General features: G+C 51.2%; 22 protein-coding genes and 1 riboswitch. Of the genes, 19 read left to right on the top strand and 3 right to left on the bottom strand.

All coding sequences use genetic code 11. The features are described 5' to 3' along the window. The first annotated feature begins 150 nt into the window (after positions 1-150). The 8 genes from rsxC (at position 151) to A0U42_RS00515 (ending at position 6,822) form a co-directional block, all read left to right on the top strand. Positions 151-1,506 (top strand): electron transport complex subunit RsxC, encoded by a 1,356-nt coding sequence (gene rsxC, locus A0U42_RS00550; protein ID WP_044504622.1) that lies wholly within the window; start codon positions 151-153, stop codon positions 1,504-1,506. A 17-nt stretch (positions 1,507-1,523) separates the two neighbouring features. Then, positions 1,524-2,561: an RnfABCDGE type electron transport complex subunit D gene (locus A0U42_RS00545; RefSeq protein WP_044504620.1), complete on the top strand. Its 1,038-nt coding sequence runs from the start codon at positions 1,524-1,526 to the stop codon at positions 2,559-2,561. Between the two features lies 1 nt (position 2,562). Continuing rightward, positions 2,563-3,114: an RnfABCDGE type electron transport complex subunit G gene (locus A0U42_RS00540; protein WP_044504618.1), complete on the top strand. Its 552-nt coding sequence runs from the start codon at positions 2,563-2,565 to the stop codon at positions 3,112-3,114. Between the two features lie 2 nt (positions 3,115-3,116). After that, positions 3,117-3,740, top strand: coding sequence for an electron transport complex subunit RsxE (rsxE, locus tag A0U42_RS00535; protein ID WP_044504616.1), 624 nt, complete (start codon positions 3,117-3,119; stop codon positions 3,738-3,740). Next, the gene (locus A0U42_RS00530) at positions 3,740-4,312 is read left to right on the top strand and encodes an electron transport complex protein RnfA (RefSeq protein WP_154254092.1); all 573 of its coding nucleotides are present in this window, start codon (positions 3,740-3,742) and stop codon (positions 4,310-4,312) included. The genes rsxE and A0U42_RS00530 overlap by 1 nt, the downstream gene beginning before the upstream one ends. Positions 4,313-4,336: 24 nt before the next feature. Beyond that, complete coding sequence (gene rnfB, locus A0U42_RS00525) at positions 4,337-5,191, top strand: RnfABCDGE type electron transport complex subunit B (protein ID WP_044504612.1); 855 nt, start codon at positions 4,337-4,339, stop codon at positions 5,189-5,191. Between the two features lie 117 nt (positions 5,192-5,308). Then, the gene (locus tag A0U42_RS00520) at positions 5,309-6,250 is read left to right on the top strand and encodes an FAD:protein FMN transferase (protein WP_083122074.1); all 942 of its coding nucleotides are present in this window, start codon (positions 5,309-5,311) and stop codon (positions 6,248-6,250) included. A gap of 131 nt (positions 6,251-6,381) precedes the next feature. Next, positions 6,382-6,822, top strand: coding sequence for an Lrp/AsnC family transcriptional regulator (locus A0U42_RS00515; protein ID WP_044504607.1), 441 nt, complete (start codon positions 6,382-6,384; stop codon positions 6,820-6,822). Positions 6,823-6,882: 60 nt separating this feature from the next. On the opposite strand, the gene A0U42_RS00510 is transcribed toward A0U42_RS00515, so the two are convergent. Continuing rightward, on the bottom strand, positions 6,883-7,572 hold the full coding sequence (locus A0U42_RS00510) for a 4Fe-4S binding protein (RefSeq protein ID WP_065359455.1): 690 nt from the start codon (positions 7,570-7,572) through the stop codon (positions 6,883-6,885). Between the two features lie 102 nt (positions 7,573-7,674). On the opposite strand from A0U42_RS00510, the gene A0U42_RS00505 reads away from it, so the two are divergent. Next, positions 7,675-8,334 carry a Crp/Fnr family transcriptional regulator gene (locus A0U42_RS00505; protein ID WP_065359454.1) on the top strand — a complete coding sequence of 220 codons (660 nt, stop codon included), beginning with the start codon at positions 7,675-7,677 and terminating at the stop codon, positions 8,332-8,334. 64 nt (positions 8,335-8,398) lie between these two features. Here A0U42_RS00505 and A0U42_RS00500 read toward each other — a convergent pair whose 3' ends face one another. Further along, entirely contained in the window at positions 8,399-9,616 is a 1,218-nt protein-coding gene (locus tag A0U42_RS00500; RefSeq protein WP_044504601.1) for a bifunctional 3,4-dihydroxy-2-butanone-4-phosphate synthase/GTP cyclohydrolase II, read from the bottom strand. 89 nt (positions 9,617-9,705) lie between these two features. Beyond that, positions 9,706-9,838: riboswitch (FMN riboswitch) on the bottom strand. A 73-nt stretch (positions 9,839-9,911) separates the two neighbouring features. Further along, positions 9,912-11,324, bottom strand: coding sequence for an FAD-binding oxidoreductase (locus tag A0U42_RS00495; RefSeq protein WP_065359453.1), 1,413 nt, complete (start codon positions 11,322-11,324; stop codon positions 9,912-9,914). A 194-nt stretch (positions 11,325-11,518) separates the two neighbouring features. Between A0U42_RS00495 and A0U42_RS00490 the strand changes: the two genes are divergently transcribed. From A0U42_RS00490 to greA, 10 genes are all read left to right on the top strand, one after another. Beyond that, positions 11,519-11,839, top strand: a complete 321-nt coding sequence (locus A0U42_RS00490; RefSeq protein ID WP_225070030.1) for a septum formation initiator family protein — start codon at positions 11,519-11,521, stop codon at positions 11,837-11,839. A 446-nt stretch (positions 11,840-12,285) separates the two neighbouring features. Beyond that, positions 12,286-12,735: a S1 domain-containing RNA-binding protein gene (locus tag A0U42_RS00485; protein ID WP_044504595.1), complete on the top strand. Its 450-nt coding sequence runs from the start codon at positions 12,286-12,288 to the stop codon at positions 12,733-12,735. A gap of 80 nt (positions 12,736-12,815) precedes the next feature. After that, on the top strand, positions 12,816-13,745 hold the full coding sequence (locus A0U42_RS00480) for a phosphatase (RefSeq protein ID WP_065359452.1): 930 nt from the start codon (positions 12,816-12,818) through the stop codon (positions 13,743-13,745). Then, positions 13,742-14,737 (top strand): tRNA lysidine(34) synthetase TilS, encoded by a 996-nt coding sequence (gene tilS / locus A0U42_RS00475; protein ID WP_065359451.1) that lies wholly within the window; start codon positions 13,742-13,744, stop codon positions 14,735-14,737. The genes A0U42_RS00480 and tilS overlap by 4 nt, the downstream gene beginning before the upstream one ends. Positions 14,738-14,762: 25 nt before the next feature. Next, the gene (gene hpt, locus A0U42_RS00470) at positions 14,763-15,302 is read left to right on the top strand and encodes a hypoxanthine phosphoribosyltransferase (protein ID WP_065359450.1); all 540 of its coding nucleotides are present in this window, start codon (positions 14,763-14,765) and stop codon (positions 15,300-15,302) included. 119 nt (positions 15,303-15,421) lie between these two features. Beyond that, on the top strand, positions 15,422-17,497 hold the full coding sequence (gene ftsH / locus A0U42_RS00465; protein WP_065359449.1) for an ATP-dependent zinc metalloprotease FtsH: 2,076 nt from the start codon (positions 15,422-15,424) through the stop codon (positions 17,495-17,497). Positions 17,498-17,695: 198 nt separating this feature from the next. Next, positions 17,696-18,664 (top strand): biotin--[acetyl-CoA-carboxylase] ligase, encoded by a 969-nt coding sequence (locus A0U42_RS00460; protein ID WP_065359468.1) that lies wholly within the window; start codon positions 17,696-17,698, stop codon positions 18,662-18,664. Positions 18,665-18,749: 85 nt separating this feature from the next. Further along, positions 18,750-19,514, top strand: coding sequence for a type III pantothenate kinase (locus tag A0U42_RS00455; RefSeq protein ID WP_044504584.1), 765 nt, complete (start codon positions 18,750-18,752; stop codon positions 19,512-19,514). Beyond that, positions 19,498-20,490, top strand: coding sequence for a tRNA dihydrouridine synthase DusB (gene dusB / locus A0U42_RS00450; protein WP_065359448.1), 993 nt, complete (start codon positions 19,498-19,500; stop codon positions 20,488-20,490). The genes A0U42_RS00455 and dusB overlap by 17 nt, the downstream gene beginning before the upstream one ends. Before the next feature lie 110 nt (positions 20,491-20,600). Further along, positions 20,601-21,089, top strand: coding sequence for a transcription elongation factor GreA (greA, locus tag A0U42_RS00445; protein ID WP_044504579.1), 489 nt, complete (start codon positions 20,601-20,603; stop codon positions 21,087-21,089). Positions 21,090-21,096: the final 7 nt, after the last annotated feature.

Below are 21,096 nucleotides of genomic sequence, written 5' to 3'. Positions count from 1 at the left end.
GCATTGCATATCATAAAAATAAGTTAAATGTGAAACTTTGCTCCGATTTTCACATTGAATAATACGCTACATAATGATATAATGTAAGCGATTGGAAGCATGATTCATGTTTTTATTATTTTTCATTATATAATAATGAGGTGATTTTTGATGTTGAATACCTTTAAACGAGGTGGGGTCCATCCTGACGATGGCAAGATCTATGCAAAAGATAAAGCCATAGAAACCCCGGCAGTACCGGCTCAAGTCGTCATTCCCATGAGCCAGCACTTTGGTGCCCCCTGTACACCGACCGTCAAAGTTGGCGATATGGTTAAAAAGGGACAGCTTATCGGGACCAGTGACGCATTCTTGCATGCCGACATTCATGCATCTACGTCCGGCAAAGTCATCAAAGTTGCGCCGATGCCGCACAACATGATGGTTCAGTGCATGGCTGTCGTCATTGAAGCGGATGGTAAGGATGAATGGGTTGAAGGACTTCCCGAAGCTCACGACTGGAAACAGCTCGACAGCAAAGAAATCCTGGAACTCATCAAAAAAGCTGGCGTCGTCGGCTGTGGCGGTGCTACCTTCCCGGCTCACGTCAAACTGGCTCCGAACAAACCGGTTGATACTTTCATCGTCAATGGCGCCGAATGCGAACCGTACCTGACCTGTGACTACCGTGCGATGGTAGAAAAGGAAACGACGGACAAACTCGTAACCGGTGTCCAGATCTGCATGAAAGTGCTCGGAATTAAAACGGCTTTCATCGGAATCGAAGACAACAAACCGGAAGCCATCCAGAACCTGACCGAAGCTTTCAAAGATATTCCCGAAGTTACGGTTGTTGCCTGCAAGACCAAGTATCCTCAGGGTGCTGAAAAAATGATGATCGAAGCCTGCACGGGCCGTCAGGTAGAACCGGGCGGACTCCCGATGAACGTCGGCTGCGTCGTCAGCAACGTCGGCACCGTCATCGCTATCACCGATGCTGTCTGTCAGGGTATTCCCTTCATCGAACGCCTTACGACCGTTACGGGTGACTGCATCAAAGAACCGAAAAACCTCCGTCTTCGCATTGGTACTACCTTCCAGGAAGTTATCGACTACTGCGGCGGCTTTACCGAAAAACCGGATCGCCTGATTGCCGGCGGCCCGATGATGGGGCTCGCTCAGTATCAGCTCGATGTACCGATTACTAAAGGTGCGTCCGGTATCCTGGCACTCTCTCCGGAAAAATGCCAGGCCGGCGAAGAATCTCCGTGTATCCGCTGCGGCCGCTGCGTAGAAGCATGTCCGATGGGCCTCGTTCCGAGTCAGCTCAGCATCTTCTCGTCCTGCCAGGCTTGGGATAAATGCATGGAATACGGCGTCATGAACTGTGTTGAATGCGGCAGCTGCGTTTATACCTGCCCGGCAAAACGCAATATTGTCCAGTATATCCGCAATGCAAAAGGTCAGTGCAAAGCAATGCAGCGCGAAGCGCAGGCGAAAGCAGAAGCACAGAAAGCCAATAACTAATTGGAAGAAGGGATATCATGAGTCCAGAAGCTAAAGGACAAACAAATGGAAAGGATGCTAAAGACATGCAGGAAATCAAACTTACCGTAGCATCTTCACCGCATGTTCGCTGTAACGAAACGATTCCTAAAATCATGTGGAATGTTGTTGCCGCTCTCGTACCGGCTGCTGCGTTCGGCGTTTACTATTTCGGTGTCAATGCTCTCGTCAATATCATCGTCGCAATTGTCTCGGCTGTTATCTTTGAATTCTTATGGGAAAAGGCGATGCACAAACGCATCACCATTACCGACGGTTCCGCTGTCATCACCGGCCTTCTGTTGGCTATGACCTGTCCTCCGAGCCTTCCTTGGTGGATGAGTATCGTCGGTTCCTTCCTGGCTATCGTCGTCTGTAAACAAGCTATGGGCGGCCTCGGCTACAATATTTTCAACCCGGCTCATGTCGGTCGTGCAGGCCTGATGGTTTCCTGGCCGGTGGCTATGACCACCTGGACACAGGTCAACGGTACGGTCATCGACGGCGTTGCCGGTGCAACTCCTTTGAACGTTTTCAAACACGGCGGTTCCGATGCCCTGTTCCAGCTTTTCGGTACGAATGACTGGAGCAGCATTTACCAGAGCCTGTTCTTCGGTTTCCGTAACGGTTCCCTCGGTGAAACCTCTACGGTTCTCCTCATCCTCGGCGGCTTATGGCTGATTTACAAAGGCTATGTTAACTGGCAGGTTCCGGTCGTCATGATCGCCACTGTCGGTATCCTCACCGGTGCTGTATACGGCAGTGCCAACGTTGCCCTCTTCCAGATGATGGCAGGCGGCCTTATCATTGGTGCTTTCTTCATGGCAACCGATATGGTCACGGCTCCGATTACCGTTAAAGGTCAGGTCATCTTCGCATTAGGCTGCGGCCTCATTACGGTTTTGATCCGTGTACTCGGCGGTTATCCTGAAGGGGTTTGCTACTCCATCTTGCTCATGAATACCTTGACTCCGCTCATCGACCGCTTGGTTAAACCGACTGTCTTTGGTGCGGTAAAGACAAAGGGGGCTAAATAAAATGGCAGACAAAAACGAAAGCGGGATCTTTAAGGTCGCAATGAACCTTATCCTTACCTGCCTTGTTTCCGGTTGCATTATCGGTGTCGTTTTCTTCATCACCGGCCCGATTGCTACGGCAAAAGCAGAACAGATGAAACAGGATTCGATGAAGACCCTCGTTCCCGATGCTGACAAATTCGTTCCTGTACAGGGCGAAGAAGATACGTTTATTGCTGAAAAAGGCGGCCAGAAAGTCGCTTACATCATTCCGACGGCTCCGAAAGGATACGGCGGTCCGATTAAGCTTTTGACGGCTGTATCCATGGACGGTACGGTTATGGACTACACGGTCCTCGAAGCCAATGAAACGCCGGGTCTTGGCGACAAAGGCGCAAAATCTCCGTTCAAAGATCAGTTTAAAGGTAAGAAAATTGCCGGTCTTGAAGTCACAAAGGACAGAAGCGCAAAAGATAAGATCCAGGCTTTGACTGGTGCAACGATTTCTTCCCGTGCCTTCACCTTGGGCGTTAAAGAGGCTGTTGAAAAAGCAGCACAGATGGGGGGTAAATAATAATGAATCTTTGGAAAATCTTTACTAGAGGCATTATTGAAGAAAACCCGTACTTCGTCTTGGCCTTGAGCCTGTGCCCGGGCCTTGCTGTAACGACGAGCATCGTCAACGGTTTGACCATGGGCTTTACGGTATGGTTCGTTATCACCGCCAACAACGTCGTCGTTTCGATCATTCACAAATTGATCAACAAAAAAGTACGTATTCCGGTTTATATTACGTGTATCGCTACGATCGTAACCTGTGTACAGCTGTTCTTACAGGCTTATGCTCCTGATCTGTACAAAGCCCTCGGCGTATACCTCGACTTGGTCGTCGTATTTGCTATCATCTTGGCTCGTGCTGAATCGGTCGCATCGAAAAACGGCGTCGTCGTTTCCTTCCTCGATGGCATGGGCATGGGCATGGGCTTCACCATTGCTATGTTCATCATTTCCTGCATCCGTGAAGTCATCGGCAACGGCACCTTCTTTGGTCTCGAAGTATTCGGTCCGTCTTACCAGCCGGCTCTGATCATGGCACTGCCGCCTGGAGCCTTCATGCTGATCGGTTTCATCATGGCTGGCTTCAAGATTTGGAATGAACGTGTTGAAAGACAGAGACAACTGAAAGGGAGTGAAGGATAATGGAATACTTTACGCTGTTTATCGGGGCTGTCTTGATTAACAACTTCGTATTGACCAAGTTCCTCGGCTTGTGTATCTTCTTCGGCGTTTCGAAAAACTTGAACGCTTCGGTCGGGATGGGTTTCGCTGTTACGGCCGTTATCACCTTGAGTACCATCTTAGCTTGGAGTCTGTACAACTGGGTCCTCGTTCCGCTTAACCTGACCTTCTTACGGACGATTTCCTTCGTTATCTTGATTGCAAGCTTCGTACAGCTGTTGGAAATCATCATCAAGAAACAGTCTCCGACACTGTATAACATGTGGGGGATTTACCTCATGCTGATTGCGACGAACTGTATCGTTCTGTCCGTCCCGGTCATCAGTGTTACCAGTGGCTATAATTTCCTCGAAAACATCATCTTCGCTGTCGGTGCCGGCATTGGTTTCGCCATTGCCCTTATCTTGATGGCAAGCTGCCGTGAAAAAATGGATTTTGCCGATATCCCTCATGCTATGAAGGGGACACCGATCGCCTTTGTCCTTGCAGGCATGATGTCGTTGGCTTTCCTTGGCTTCTCCGGCATGATTTAAGGCAAAAGGAGTTGAAAACTGATTATGGATTACTCATTTATTGCAATCATGGCCGTCGTCGTCATGGTTTGTATCGGCCTTGTATTCGGTTTTATCCTTGCAAGTGCGGATAAGAAATTCGCTATGGAAGAAAATCCCCTTATCGGCGAAGTAAAAGAAGCACTGCCTCAAGGTCAGTGCGGTGCTTGTGGCTTTGCCGGCTGTGCAAAATATGCAGAAGCTGTCGTCCTTGATCCTGATGTTGCGCCGAACCTCTGCGTTCCCGGTAAGGCAGAAGTTGCTGAAATCGTCGCTAAATTGACCGGTAAAATTGCGGAAGCTACGGAACCGAAATTTGCCCACGTCAAATGCCGCGGCGGCAATGGCATCGCAAAACTGGCTTATGAATACAAAGGTGTTCATGACTGTGCTGCTGCTAAAATCGTTCAGCAGGGTCCGAAGTTCTGTAAATTCGGCTGTTTAGGTTTTGGTAACTGCACCCGTTCCTGCCCCTTCGGTGCTATGCACATGGGGGAAGACGGACTGCCGGTTATCGACAAACGTCTCTGCACGGGCTGCGGCAAATGCGCTTCCATTTGCCCGAACCACGTCATCGAATTGCTGCCGATCAGTGCCAAAGTTGCTATTAGCTGCAGCTCCAAAGATTTTGGCGCTGCTGCCATGAAGAACTGCAAAGCGATGTGTATCGGCTGCGGTTCCTGCATGCGTAACTGCTCCCATCAGGAAGAAGGCGCTATCAAGATCGTCGACCATTTGGCCGTCGTCAATCAGGCTGTCTGCCACAACTGCGACAACGCTACGTGCATGACCAAGTGTCCGACAGGCGCTATCAATGAAATGATCAAAGGTTCTTTCAAGAAAGAAGAAAAAGTAGGTTAATAGATGGGTAAGAAACGGTATGTATGGGTTCTTCTCACCATGGCGTTCCTCATCGTATTAAGCAGCTCCGGATGCACCTTGCATCCGGAGTCTTCTTTTGATAGGAGCGGCGTCGCCATGGATACGTCGGTCTCTCTCCGGGCGACCGGGGAGGAGGCGAAAGAAGCCGTTGATGAAGGCTTCGAGCGGCTGGCTGTCTTAGATAAATTGGCCGGTCAAAATGAAGACAGTGACGTCAGCCGCATCAATGCTGCTGCCGGTAAGGACTATGTAAAGGTAGATCCGGCTATTTATGAAATGATTGAATACGCCAAGGACTATTCGGCCAAGAGTCAGGGAGAATGGGATATTACCATTGGGGTCATGACCAACTTGTGGCATATCGGCAATGCCGACCAGCATGTGCCGTCGCCGGAAGAGGTCTCCCAGGCATTGATGAAGGTAAATTATAAAGATATCCTCCTGCGGCCGGAAGACCACAGCGTCATGCTGGCAAAACCGGGGATGGCCATCGATTTAGGCGGTGTCGCTAAGGGCTATGCCGTCGATGAAATCCGCAAGATTTACGAAAAGCACCACATTGAAAGCGGCCTCATCAATCTCGGGGCCAGCTCGATGTATGCTGTCGGCAAGACGACCAAGGGAAAGCCGTGGAACATCGGTATCAAGCATCCCCGGTCGGATAATAACCAGGACTTTTTGGGGATCGTCGCCATTGAAAACCAGGCCTTGTCCACGTCCGGTGATTATGAACGCTACTTCATCCAAGACGGTGTCCGCTACCATCACATCTTTGACCCTCGTACGGGTTATCCGGCTCAGTCCGGTGTCATGAGCGACTCTATCATTATCGATGGGTCCGTGCCCCATGCCGGCATGCTCAGTGATATGCTGACGACCATCGTCTTCGTTTTGGGGCCCCAGAAAGGCCTTGACTTGGTCCACAGTATGGAAGGTGTGGACTGTGAAATTACCGGAACGGATAATGCCATTTATATGACACCCGGATTCCGAGATCATTTCTCTGATCTAAATGCTGATTTTCATATTTCAGAATAAAAAGACTTCCATAGAAGTAAAAAGTATAGTGAATAAATAATTAATAACTTTAAGTCTATTTACTTTTTGCGATCTTTGTAAGATAATATAGGTATAATAGATTTTAAAGCTATGGAGGGTAGTATTGGCAGATGGATCATATTGATGACAAGATTTTAATGATTTTGAAACGAAATGGAAAAGCATCGGCAACAGAAATAAGTAAAGTTGTCGGCTTGTCCATTCCCGCCGTTGCCGAACGAATTCGTAAGATGGAACACAACGGCATCATTGAAGGCTACGGTGCGAAGATAAACCGCCGCAAGACGGGATACAACGTGACCGCCTTCATTATGGTCAACCTGGAACGGTCGGGCGATGACGAAGATTTCCGTGCGAAAATCGTTCAGTATTCTGAAGTGTTGGAATGCCATCACGTCGTCGGCGCCTTCGATTACTTGTTAAAAGTGCTCGTAAAGACACCGGATGATTTGGAACATTTCCTCATGCAGGTACTGAATGAAATTCCGACGGTCGCTTCTTCGCAGACGTTCATGTGTTTATCCACACTGAAAGAAGAATGGAACGTTTAACCAAAAAAGATGCTGTCGCACTTGCGGCAGCATCTTTTTGTCTATATATAGCGTTATCGGTCAGGCCGTTATCCTTCCGTCGGGACTGATGACTTTGACCTGAAGGTCAAGGGATTTACCGCTCTGGTCCAGCGCTTTTTTTACGGCCATTTCCAGGCCGCGGCAGCAGGGGACTTCCATGCGGACGACAGTGACGTCTTGAATGGCGTTCTGGCGAATGATTTCCGTCAGTTTTTCGGAATAGTCGATGTCATCGAGCTTGGGACAGCCGATGAGGGTGATATGGCCCTTGATAAAATCGTCGTGGAAACGGGCATAAGCATAGGCTGTGCAGTCGGCAGCAATCAAGAGACGGGCGCCGTTAAAGTAAGGGGCATGAGGCGGGACGAGTTTGAGCTGGACCGGCCATTGACGGAGTTGTGAAGCCTCTCCTTGACGGGATTCTTTTGCAGCTTCCGGGGTTACGGCATGGGCTTCGCTTCCGGGGCAGCGCCCTTTATAGACACGGCCCTGGGCGGCCATGTTCTTTTTGACGGCTTCTTCGTCGTAGTCAGCGGCTTCGCGTTCGACGAAGGTGATGGCCCCGGTCGGGCAGTTGGGAAGGCAGTCACCTAAGCCGTCGCAGTAATCGTCGCGTATGAGCTGAGCCTTGCCGCCTACCATGGCGATGGCTCCTTCGTGACAAGCGTCGACACAGGCACGGCAGCCATTGCATTTTTCTTGATCAATTTGTATAATTTTACGTATCATAGTCATTTCCTCCATCGGCAGTTTCGTTGATAATGTTAGTATACGTTATGTTGACGGATATTGCCGTTGTTTTTCCAACTTATTCAGCAGGAGGTGCTGCTAATGGAACAACATCTTTCCCTTATCGAAAAATCGCCTCTTTTTCGCGGCGTCGCCAAGGACGATGTCCTGCCGCTTTTGCAGGATTTAAAAGTCAGGCAGAAAAACTATAAAAAAGGGGAGTTTCTCTTTTATTCCGGAGATCCGGTCACCTATATCGGGCTGGTTCTCGAAGGTTCGGTCCATATCATTCAGGAAGATTATTGGGGCAATCGGAATATTCTGTCTCAAATCCCACAAGGCTTCTTTTTTGGCGAAGCCTTTGCCTGTCTTCCCGAGGCGCCGGCGACGGTCGATGTCGTGGCGGCCTCTGATGCGGTCATCATTCAGATCTATGTGGCCAATGTCCTCCACGGCGGCCATCTCTTGACGCCGGCTGAGGCACAGTTTACGGGAAATCTCTTGGGCCTCATGGCTGAAAAGAATCGACTCCTTACAGAAAAGATGCGCTATTTGACCCAGCGCTCGACGCGGCAGAAAATCATGCTCTACTTGTCGAACCTGGCGCGGGATAAGGGGAAGGCCACCTTTGTACTGCCCTTTAATCGGCAACAGATGGCCGATTTTCTATCCGTCGACCGCAGCGCCTTATCGGCGGAACTCAGTAAGATGAAAAAAGACGGACTCATCGATTATCATAAAGATCAATTTTCCTTGTTATAAGGGTAGAAAAAAAGGCAGGGATTGCGGAATATCGGCAATCCCTGCCTTTTTATATATCTAAGGATTAGTGGAGATGGGGAAGGATGTGGCCCATCTTATTCTTCTTGGTTTCTAAATAGAATTCATCGAATTTTTGCGGTTCCATTTCGATGGGGACGCGTTCGACGATTTCTACGCCGAAGCCTTCGAGGCCGTAGATCTTTTCCGGATTGTTGGTCAACAGGCGGATTTCTTTGGCACCCATATCCTGCAGCATTTGAGCGCCGATCCAGTATTCGCGAAGGTCGGGGGCAAAGCCGAGTTTTTCGTTGGCTTCAACCGTATCGTATCCCTGTTCCTGGAGGACATAGGCTTTGAGCTTATTGATGAGCCCGATACCGCGGCCTTCTTGGCGCATGTAGAGCAAGATGCCCCGGCCTTCGGCGTTGATCTGGCTGAGGGCGGCTGCCAGCTGTTCACCGCAGTCGCAGCGGCACGAGCCGAAGACGTCGCCGGTGAGGCATTCGGAGTGGACGCGGCACAAGAGGTTCTTGCCGTCGCCGATGTCACCCTTGATGAGGGCGACGTGGTGTTCGCCCGTCAGGTCGTTGATGTAGCCGTAGATTTTGAACTCGCCGTACTTGGTCGGCATCTTAGCGACGGCTTCGCGGATGACGTGTTTGTCGTGGCGGCGGCAGTAGTTCTGCAAATCGTGGATGGTGATGAATTTTAAGTGGTACTTATCGGCAATTTCCCACAGGGACGGCGTGCGCATCATCGTGCCGTCGTCGGCCATGATTTCGCAGCACAGGCCGACTTGTTTGAGGCCTGCCAGGCGCAGGAGGTCGACCGTTGCTTCCGTATGGCCGTTGCGGGTCAAAACGCCGCCTCTTTTGGCGATGAGGGGGAAGTTGTGGCCGGGACGGCGGAAATCTTCGGGACGAGCCGATTCTTCGGCGCATTTGCGGGCTGTGAGGGCCCGTTCGACAGCCGAGATACCTGTCGTCGTATCGACGTGGTCGATGGAAACGGTGAAGGCCGTTTCATGGTTATCTGTATTTTCGCTGACCATGGGCGGCAGGCCTAATTTATGGGCATATTCGATGCTCATAGGCATGCAGATCAGGCCCTTGCCGTGGCTGGCCATGAAGTTCATGTTTTCTGTCGTGCAGTACTGAGCTGCGCAGATGAAGTCCCCTTCATTTTCACGGTCCGGATCGTCGGTGACGATGACGATATGACCGGCCTGCAGTTCTTCGATAGCTTCTTCAATGGTATTGAATTTACGTTTTTCTGTCGTCAAAATAAAGACCTCCTTATAACGAAAGCCCTGCGCCGATAACGGCTCAGGGCTTTTCTATGCAATGTAAGGCAGGCTGCCAAAGCAGCACGCCACATCTTCTTCCATCCAGACTATACTGTCGGTTTTGGAGTTTCACCAAATCACGAGCCCTATGGCTCCTACGCTGATGCGTTCGCGGACTGTACCGCCGATCGGGAATTTCACCCTGCCCTGAAGATATACGTTTTATTCAGTTCTGTTTTGTATTATACACGGTAGTCGTGATTTTTGCAAGTCATAGCCATGGCGCTGGTTCTCAGGCTTTTTCGTCGATGTCGAAGATCTTTCCGGGGTTTAAGATGTTGTTCGGATCGAGGGCCCGTTTGATGTCCATCATCATTTCCAGTTCACCGGGATCCGTGAATTCTTTCATCAAGGCTTTTCGCTTATAGCCGATGCCGTGTTCGCCGGACAGGCGGCCGCCGTGGGCATAAATGAAGGCGTACAGTTCCTGCTGGTTGGCCTTGACCCGCTCATCCCATTCTTCATAGGTTTCATCGTCGCCTTTTAAGATGTTCAGGTGGATGTTGCCGTCGCCGGCGTGGCTGGCGATGCGGGTAATGAGGTTGTACTTTTTGGCAAGACGCAGGATTTCATCGAGGAGGAGGGATTCCTGATCGACGGGGACGACGACGTCTTCTTTGCAGACGATGAGGCTTTCGGCGCGGACGGCTTCGGCAAAGGCCTTGCGGGCCTGCCAAATCTTATTGTGGTCAGCGACGAGGACCGAGGAAGCTCCGTTTTCCGTGCAGATTTCGTCGAGGATGACGGCTTTGTCGTCAAGGTCGTCTTCGTTGGTCCCTTCGACTTCGACGATGATATAGTTGCCGTTGTCACTGCCTTGAAGCGTTTCGTTGAGGTATTTTTCGACGGATTTGATGGTGATATTGTCCATGAATTCGACACAGGTCGGCGTAATGCCGGCCTTGATGAGTTTTGTAACGACGCCCATGGCTTTTTTACGGTCGTCGAAAATAGCCAGTAAATCGAGAGCGTATTTCGGCTTGGGGACCAGTTTCAAAGTCGCTTTGGTAATGATGCCTAACGTGCCTTCTGAGCCGATGATGAGCTGGTCTAAGGAGTAGCCCGTCGACTGTTTTTGCAGGCGGGCACCGAGGGTTACGATGCGGCCTTTAGGATTTACGACTTCGACACTGTATACCTGGTGGCGGGTTGTCCCGTATTTGACGGCTCGGTTGCCGCCGGCATTGGTAGCGATATTGCCGCCGATGAAGCACGAGTCCCCGCTGCAGGGATCGCCGGCATAAAAGAGCTCCTGCTGTTCGGCGGCATCCTGAAGGTCCGATGTGCGTACGCCCGGTTCGACGACGGCATAGAGGCCTTCGGGATTGATTTCAAGGATTTTATTCATCTTTTCTAAGGACAAGACGATGCCGCCGTATTCCGGGACGGCGCCACAGGCAAGGCCGGTACCGGCACCGCGCGGGACGACGGGGAAGCGAAAGGCATTGGCCAGTTTTAAGACGGCACTGACTTGTTCTGCTTTTTCGGCAAAGACGACGGCTTCCGGCATCCGGTGGTAGGCCGGGTCGGTTACTTCGTCATGGGAATAGGGCTGCATGGCGTCCGTGTCGGTGACGACGTTTTTCGGGCCGACGATGGATTTTAACTTTTCTATGATTTCCGGTGTTATTTTTTCGTATGTCATAATAGTTCCCCCTCGGATAAAGATACAAGATACGTGTTTTTATTATATATAACCTGCCGGTATTTTAAAAGGAATTTTACAAAAAAACTTTATCTTGTTCCCAAACCCATGTATACTATAGGATAAGATTTTTTCTTAGACTATCATTTTTTAGAAAGGGTGATTGGGTGGAGTCCAAAGAGTATCGGCCGCCTGTGCGTCGGAAGAAGCGCCGCCGGATTCGTCAAAAGCGCCGTCCCGGTCTGTTCAGTCGGTTTCGGCAGCTGAGCTGGTACAATCTGTTTCTCATAGGCATCATTATTGTCGGTTTTTATCTCATTGGGGTCCGGCTCTACCGAGTCTGGGAAATCAGGGAGGATATGAATCAAACGCTGCAGCAGGAACAGCTCTTGCGGGATGAAAATACGCGGCTTAAAGCGCAGTACGATAAGCTCAATGATCCCGAGGAAGTCTCACGAGAAGCACGGGAACAATTTGGATTGGCCAAGCCTGACGAAATCCCTTATAAGCCGTAAAAGTTTGTCGATTCTTCCATTTTGGGAATTGAATTTTTGGGAAATTATGAGTATAATGACCATATACGTTTATCAAAGTATCTATCAGGAGGCCACCATCTCTAAGATGGTGGATGAATGGTCGCAGTTAGTCTTCTGCGTAACCAAAAACGATAACAAAACAATAGCCTTAGCGCTATCTCGGGCAATACTTGCCTTGGCCGCAGCGTGACACAACGTGGATCATGACGGGTACAAAAACGAAAGTAAGCGGAAGTTTTTTAACGACCGTGTAGCGGGCTTTTGGACAGCCCGTTAAGAATAAGGGTATCCTGATAGTGAGTTCCTTCGGGATAAATCTATCAGGCGTTAGTCCGTGTATCAAACTTCTTAAGAATCTTTCACTTCTATAAGTAAGAGAAGTTCAACAGCTATGCTGAATATCACAAGGAGGAAATTAAAACAGCATGACAATTGAAGTAGGCAGTGTGATAGAAGGTACCGTTACGGGGATTACAAAATTTGGCGCATTCGTAGAACTTCCGGATAAGAAAGTAGGTCTTGTACATATTTCTGAAGTCGCTAATGAGTATGTCAAAGATGTAAATGATTTTTTGAAAGTTCGCGATAAGGTCAGCGTCAAAGTGTTGTCTGTCGATGATAAGGGAAAGATTGCCTTGTCTATTAAGCAGACCCAGGCGGCTCCTGAAAAGAAGGAATTCCGCCCGAAACGTGATATGCGGCAGAAACACGAATTCCGCCAGCATAACGGTTTTGATTCACGCCGCTCGTCAGGTTCGCTGTCGTTTGAAGACCGGCTCAGCAAATTCCTGAAGGAAAGCGATGAACGCCTGATGGATTTGAAGCGCAATACAGAATCGAAACGCGGCGGCCGCGGCGCTCGCCATGCTGATTGATAAGTATTGAATAGCGGAGTGCAGAAAGAGGCGCCGCACGTATCGTGCGACGGCCTCTTTTTGATTTGAAAGGAGACGTTATGGAGTATCAGAAATATGCCGTCATCGACATTGGCTCCAATTCCCTGCGCCTCATGACGGGCTGGCAGGAAGTTCCCGGGACGTGGACTTTTTCGCCGAAAGAATTGGCAACGACCCAGCTCGGGAAAGGCATCGACGAAACACGCCATTTGTCGGCTGACGGAATGGAAGCGTCTTTTGCTGCCATGGAAGGCTGGAAGAAAAAGCTTACCGGCGTACCCGTCTGTGCCGTCGCTACCAGTGCCGTTCGTGAAGCCGTTGACGGCCAGGCCTTTTTGGCAGAAGTACGAGCCCGTTTCGGCTGGCACTGCCGGGCCATTTCAGGCCTTGAAGAGGCGTCCCTCTGTTTTACGGGGGCGACGAAGTTTATCGATCCCGAAAAGACGGCGGCCATTCTCGATATCGGCGGCGGCAGCAGTGAAGTCGCCGTCGGCAAACGAGGCATCTTATGCTGGTCTCACAGTTATGCCATGGGCGCCGTCCGGTTCACGAAAAAGGACGTCCTCAAGGAAGACGACGTCCTTCACCTGGAAAACCGATGTCATAAGATGTGGCTTCCCATCCCTATGAGTGAGACGCCGCAAGTCCTCATCGGTGTTGGCGGTACCTTGACGACGTTGGCCGCCCTGGATTTAAAGCTCGACGTTTACGACGCCAAAAAGGTCGAAGGTCACGTCGTGTCGTATGAATCCTTGTGTCAGCACATTGAGAAACTGCGTGTCATGACGCCGGAAGAACGGCGCCATGTACCGGGCCTTCAGCCCAAGCGCAGCGAAATCATCTTAGCCGGTCTAATCATTGCCAAGTCGTTCTTAAAGCGCTATGAAATTCCGGCCGTCATGGCCAGTGAACGGGACATCATGGAGGGCATCTTCTTTCGTCATTCCTTTCACGATGCGGCCTGGAACTCGAAGGAAGGCCGGTTATGAGCCTCGTCGAAGACGTTGCGGACTACAACCGGCAGCACAGCTTATGGCAGCCGGAAAGTGCCGTTCTCGTTGCCTGTTCGGGCGGACCGGATTCGATGGTCCTCCTCGATGTATTGAGCCGCCTGGCCCCGTTATATCGCCTGCGCCTGACGGCCTGCTACGTCCACCACGGCATTCGGGCTGCTGCTGATGCCGAAGTCGACTTTGTTCGCCGCGAAGCCTTGAAGCGTCATTGCGGTTTTGCTTGGCAGTACGTCGATGTGCCGGCTCTCGCCCGTCGTGAAAAAATGTCAGAAGAGGCGGTGGGACGGCGGGAACGCTACCGAATTTTACGCGCTGTGAAGCGGGCCTGCGGCGCTTCGGCGATTGCCGTCGCCCATCACGGTGACGATCAAGCCGAAACGGTATTGCTCCACCTCCTTCGCGGCAGCGGTCTTCAAGGCCTGTGCGGCATGGAGCCGAGAAGGGGGGACATCATACGCCCGTTGTTGGGCTTTACGAAAGCCGAGCTTGCTTCATATGCTGCCGAACAAGGGATCCTCTCTTGTCACGATGAAACCAATGACAGTACGCGCTACCACCGCAACCGCATTCGCTTAGAGTTACTGCCTGCCTTAACACGATATAACCCGGCCATTACGGCCGACCTCAACCGCCTGTCTGATACAGTCCGGGCGGATGAAGCTTTTTTGAAGGACTGTACCGAGCAAGTCTATCGGGATATTGCCTGTCCGGATCACGGCGTTCCGGCCCTGGACAGACGCAAATTACTGTCTCAGCCTCTTTCGCTGCAGCGGCGATTGATACGACGGCTCTGGCAGGAGGCAACCGGGTCTTTTAAGGACCTTCCCTTTCATTATGTTGAAATTATACGGGCTTTAGCTGCCAAGGAAACAGGCAAACAGTTTCAGTGCGGCAAAGCTTGTGCTTATACGACACGGACCGCACTCTGCATGGGTCCGGCCGTTCCCCGCCAAAAGGGGCGACGGTAATTTAATTTTTTTCGGAGGAATCAAGATGCATCAGGATATCAAAGAAATTTTACTTACAGAAGAACAGATTGCTGCCCGCGTTCGCGAATTAGGCGCCGAGATTACGAAAGATTATGCCGGAAAGACGATCCTCCTTTGCGGCATCTTGAAAGGAGCCGTCACCTTCTTTACCGATTTGGCCCGCGCCATCGACGGTCCTGTCTATTTCGACTTTATGAGCTGTTCCAGTTACGGCGCTTCGACGGAATCGTCGGGGGACATCGAAATTCGTAAGGACCTCGATAACGACGTCGAAGGGATGGATGTCCTCATCGTTGAAGACATCATCGATACGGGCATTACCTTGAGCCATCTCGTCCCGATGTTGAAGGAACGGGGGGCCCGCTCGGTGAAATTAGCTACCCTCTTAAGTAAACCGGCTCGGCGCCAGGTTGAAGTCCCTGTCGACTACAACGGTTTTGAAATTCCCGATGCCTTCGTCGTAGGCTACGGCCTCGACTATAACAGCTGCTACCGCAACCTGCCTTACATCGGTGTCTTGAAGGAAGAAGTATACTCCAAGTAAGGAAGTCTACCTATTTTGTATAAAATAAGTTGTTGCTTTTAAAGAAGTGTGGTAATATAAAATTGTGTTGGTTAGAATAAAGAAAAAAATGTCATAAACTAGGTGAAAGGAGCAGTATTTTGAGTAAATTTGTGCGGAATGTAAGTTTATACTTACTCATCATCATCGTCGCCGTATCGATTATAGATGCCCTTACGAGCAACAAGACTGATAAATCGGAAATTTCTTACACGAATTTCATGAGTCAGGTCCAGCAGAAAAAAGTCGATGCCGTCCAGATTACCGCCGATCACGCTATCGTCGGTCAACTGAAAGACGGAACGTCCTTTACGTCGTATGCCCCGACGGATGCAGCGCTCTTACCGGCCCTGCGAGATGCTGATGTCAATGTTATTGCCAAGCCGCCTGAACAACCGTCGTGGTGGATGAATATGCTGACGGCAGTCCTGCCGATTTTGGTACTCATCGCCGTGTGGTTCTTCATTATGCAGCAGACCCAGGGAGGCGGCGGCCGGGTCATGAACTTCGGCAAAAGCCATGCCAAGATGCATGGTGAAGGAAAGATCAAAGTCACGTTTAAAGATGTTGCCGGCGAAGATGAAGCCAAGGAAGAATTGGCTGAAATCGTCGAATTCCTGCGCAACCCCAGCAAGTATAATGCCATTGGCGCCAAGATTCCGAAAGGGGTCCTTCTCTTTGGCCCTCCGGGCACCGGGAAAACCCTCTTGGCCCGTGCCGTAGCCGGAGAAGCCGGTGTGCCTTTCTTCAGTATCAGCGGGTCTGACTTCGTCGAAATGTTCGTCGGTGTCGGTGCATCCCGTGTCCGTGATTTATTTACACAGGCCAAGAAAAATGCCCCCTGTATCGTCTTCATCGACGAAATCGATGCCGTCGGCCGCCAGCGCGGTGCCGGCCTCGGAGGCGGTCATGACGAACGCGAACAGACCTTGAATCAGCTGTTGGTCGAAATGGATGGCTTCGGTTCCAACGAAGGCATTATTACCATTGCTGCGACGAACCGTCCGGATATCCTTGACCCGGCCCTTCTTCGTCCCGGCCGTTTTGACCGTCAGATTACCGTCGACCGCCCTGATTTACGCGGCCGTCGGGCTATCCTCGAAGTCCATGCTAAGGGTAAGCCCTTAGGCAAGGACGTCGATCTCGACATCATCGCCAAGAAGACACCGGGCTTTACCGGTGCCGACCTGGGGAACCTGCTCAATGAAGCGGCGCTCCTTGCTGCCAGAGCCAATAAGAAAATCATCAACATGCCGGAACTGGAAGAAGCCAGTGAAAAGGTAAGCTTCGGGCCGGAACGGCGCAGCCACGTCATCAGCGATAAGGAAAAACGCCTGACCGCTGTCCATGAATCGGGGCACGCCCTCATTGCCTACCTCTTGCCGGACGCTGACCCGGTACACAAGGTCACGATCATTCCTCGCGGCCGTGCCGGCGGGTATACGATGATGCTGCCGGAAGAAGACCGGTCGTATGAAACGAAATCCTACTACCTGGCACAGATCCGCGTCGCCCTCGGCGGCCGGGCTGCTGAAGAAATCGTCTTCAACGAAATCAGCAGCGGTGCATCGGGCGACCTCCAGAGCGTTACCCGCATTGCTCGCCAGATGATCACCCGCCTGGGCATGAGTCCTAAATTGGGCCCCATGGTCTTTGGCGAACAACAGGATCAGGTCTTCCTTGGCAAGAGTCTCGGCCACGAACGCAATTACGGCGACAGTGTGGCTGAACTGATCGACAAGGAAATGCACGATATTGTATCGGAAGCCTATGCCGATGTCCTCCATATGCTGCACGAACGTCTCGATACACTGAATAAGATGGCCGACGCTCTCATAGAGGTCGAAACGATCAACCGTCAGCAAGTCGATAATTTGGTCAAATACGGGACTCTCGAAGCCCCTGAAGAAAAAGTGACTGAAGCCGGCGATACGGAAGCTGCGGATACAGACGTCCAGCCGGCAGAAACTGTCGAAACAAAAGCCGCCGATGCCGAACCGACTGCAGAAGAACCGGCTTCGGAATCGAAAGGTGAAACGCCTGTCGATGAAGCTCCTCAGCAGGAACAGACGGAAGTCCAAATCAGTCCTTGGGGCAACCCCGTTCCTAAGGGAGGCCTGACTGAAGGCTTGACCCATCAGGACGATGAAAAGGACGACAAAGATACGAATAAATAAGTTTATCATGGCTTAGTTCAAGGCCGTTTAAAGACTGCCGTATGAGCTTTATCCTCATGCGGCAGTCTTTTTGCGTGACGCCTTGACAGGCATATGGGGTATGATACAATTTTTAAATAAATGATGAGCATGTTACCGCCGCAATAGGATACCCCATGGGCATGGTCTGAAAAGCGGCAGTAGGAGGGACGAATGAATATGCGGGAAGATATTTTCAACTTTTTACGAAAACACCAAAATGAATTCGTATCGGGCCAGCAGATTTCTGAGCAGCTGGGCGTCTCTCGGACGGCGGTGTGGAAGCATATACGGGCCTTGAAGCAGAAGGGATACGTCATTGAATCGTATACGAAAAAGGGCTATTGCCTGCGCGAAGCACCGGAACTCTTGTCTCCGGAAGCCCTGGAAAAAGGCTTGGCTTCGTCCGAATTCGGACAGCATATCGTCTATCGGGAACGGGTCGATTCGACGAATAACGTCGCCAAACAACTGGCCGACGACGGAGCGACCGAAGGGACTGTCGTCATTGCCGAAGAACAGACTGGCGGCCGCGGCCGTTTAAGCCGTTCTTTTCATTCTCCCTTTGCCAAGGGTTTATGGTTCTCGGTCATCCTGCGGCCGGCGATTCCGCCGATGGAAGTCTCTAAGATGACGCTGCTGGCTGCCGTGGCCCTGGCCCGCTCTCTGCGTGCTCACGGCCTTTCAGACTGCGGCATCAAGTGGCCCAATGACATTTTGATCCACGGCCGTAAGATGGTCGGCATCTTGACAGAATTGAACGGATCGGCTGAAAAGGTCAACTACATCATCATGGGAATCGGCGTCAATACCGGTATCACGGAAGGTGATCTTCCGGAAGACTTAAAAGATATCGTTACCAGCTTTGCCATGGAAGGCGTTGCCGTTCACCGGGCCGAACTTCTGCAGACGATTCTTTCGGAATTAGAGCAGCTATATCATACGGTCTGTCAGGAAGGTTTTGCCCCGATCCTGGCGCAGTGGAGAATTCTTTCGTGCATGCTCGGACAGAAGGTTTCTGTGAGTTCTGTCAACCGATCCTTTACGGGGACGGCAGCCGATATCGATGACGACGGCAATCTCATCGTTGAAACGGAGGGCGGGATGGAGAAGGTCATGGCCGGCGATGTCCATGTTCGTCCCGTCTAATTGTGCCGAAAGACTATTCAAGACGGGCAAACTCTGTTATTATAATAGGCGTATTATCAACTTAGATTAAGCAGGAGATAAAGTTATGCTATTAGTCATTGATGTAGGGAATACGAATATCGTCCTCGGGATCTTTAAAGATCAAGAACTCGTGGACCATTGGCGCGTATCGACCGATCGGCTTCGCACGACCGATGAATACGGCGTCCTTATTCGCCATCTCTTTTATTTGAACGGCGTCAATTCAGAAGAAATCGATGCCATCATCATTTCCTCTGTCGTTCCGCCGGTCATGCCGACCCTCGAACGGATGTGCCAGCGCTATTTTGGCCTGACGCCCTTGGTCATCGGCCCGGGCGTCAAGACCGGCATGGATATCAAATATGACAATCCCCGTGAAGTCGGTGCCGACCGCATCGTCAATGCCGTCGCAGCCTATGAAAAGTTCGGCGGTCCGGTCATCATCATCGACTTCGGGACGGCGACGACCTTTTGTGCCGTCGATAAGAAGGGAACCTACCTCGGCGGGGCTATCTGCCCGGGGATCGGAATTTCAACGGATGCCCTCGTACAGCGTACGGCTAAGCTGCCGCGTATTGAAGTCGTCCAGGCAGAGAAAGTCATCTGCCGCAATACCGTTGAAAGCATGCAGGCCGGTGTCTTTTACGGCTTCGTCGGCCAAGTCGACGGCATCGTTACCCGGATGAGACGGGAATTGGGCTGTAAGGCAAAGGTCGTTGCGACAGGCGGTCTTGCCGTCATCGTAGCACCGGCGACGGATGCCATCGACGTCGTCGAACCGATGCTGACGCTGGAAGGGCTGAAAATCATTTATGACCGAAACAATTAAGCCTTTTGCCATCGGTCGCGTCGTCCTCGACGCGCCGATTATTTTAGCACCTATGGCAGGGGTCTGTGATGCGCCGTATCGGGTTATTGCTCACCGCTATGGCGCAGCTTTAGTCTGCGCTGAAATGGTAAGCTCCCAGGGCATCCGCTACAGCAATCAGCATACGGCAGAACTGCTCCATATCGAAGACGGGGAACACCCCTTGTCGATGCAGATTTTCGGTTCTGACCCGGACGTCATGGCCGAGGCCGCTTCCGTCGTTGAAGAAGCCGGTGCCGATATCGTCGATATCAATATGGGCTGTCCGGTAAAGAAAGTCGTCAAAAACGGTGATGGTTCGGCTTTGATGAAGGACCTGCCTTTGGCAGAAAAAATTATACGCGCCGTCGTACAGGCCGTATCCATTCCCGTTACCGTTAAGATGCGCACCGGCTGGGATAACCATTCTTTTGTGGCCCCGGAACTGGCAAAGCGTGCTGAAGCTGCCGGTGCGGCTGCCGTTGCCGTTCATGGTCGGACGCGGGAGCAGTTTTACAGTGGCAAGGCCGATTGGCAGAAAATCAAGGCCGTCGTCGACGCCGTATCCCTTCCGGTCATCGGGAATGGGGATGTCATCGACGGACCGTCTGCAGCCGCCATGATGAAAGAAACGGGATGCCAGGCCGTTATGGTCGGCCGCGGGGCTCAAGGAAATCCTTGGATTTTCCCACAAATACGCCATTATCTTGAAACGGGAGAAGTCCTGCCGCCGCCGACTCCTGAAGAGAAGTACACCCAGATGTTGGCTCACTTTGAAGCCCTTTTGGCTTATAAGGGAGAATACATCGGTATACGGGAAATGCGTACTCATGCAGCCTGGTATACTCACGGCCTTCACGGGGCAGCCGCCCTTCGGGAGCGGATCAACCGGACCCGGTCAGCTGAGGAATTTCGCCTTGTCGTCGGCGAGATGATGGAACGGCTGCGCGGACGGTGAAGCCGCGGTTTTGTTGACATAAAAGACAGATGTGAATATAATTAAAGATACGGTATAAATTAAGCTATAACAGTGAGACGCGATTCTATCGCAGGAGGAATAGGAAGACAATGACCAATGAAACGCTGATTACCCAAGAAGGGTTGCAGAAATTAAAAGATGAATTAAATGAACTGAAATCAGTCCGCCGCATTAACGTTTCGCAGCGTATTAAAGAAGCGATTGCCCTCGGTGACTTGAGCGAAAACTCGGAATACGATGATGCCAAAAATGAACAGGCCTTTATCGAAGGCCGTATTGCCGAATTGGAAGGAAAGATCCGGACGGCAAAAATTATCCAGGAAACGGAAGACGGCGCTGCTAAAGTTCGCATCGGTTCTCACGTCATTTTGGAAGACGTCGAAACCGGTGACCGCTTCGACTATACCGTCGTCGGTACGGCTGAAGCCGATCCCTTCAACAACCGGATTTCGAATGAATCCCCGGTAGGAAAAGCGATTCTCGGTCAGAACATCAATCCATCCAATCCGGCAGTCGTTACCGTAAAGGCACCGGCTGGTGAACTCCAGTACCGGATCTTGCCGCCTGATGCAAAATAAACTGTAG

Source organism: Megasphaera sp. DISK 18, assembly GCF_001682955.1.
In the GTDB taxonomy this organism is placed as follows: domain Bacteria; phylum Bacillota; class Negativicutes; order Veillonellales; family Megasphaeraceae; genus Megasphaera; species Megasphaera massiliensis.
The sequence above is the reverse complement of the archived record's forward strand: the minus strand, read 5'-3'. Positions and strand labels throughout refer to the sequence as shown.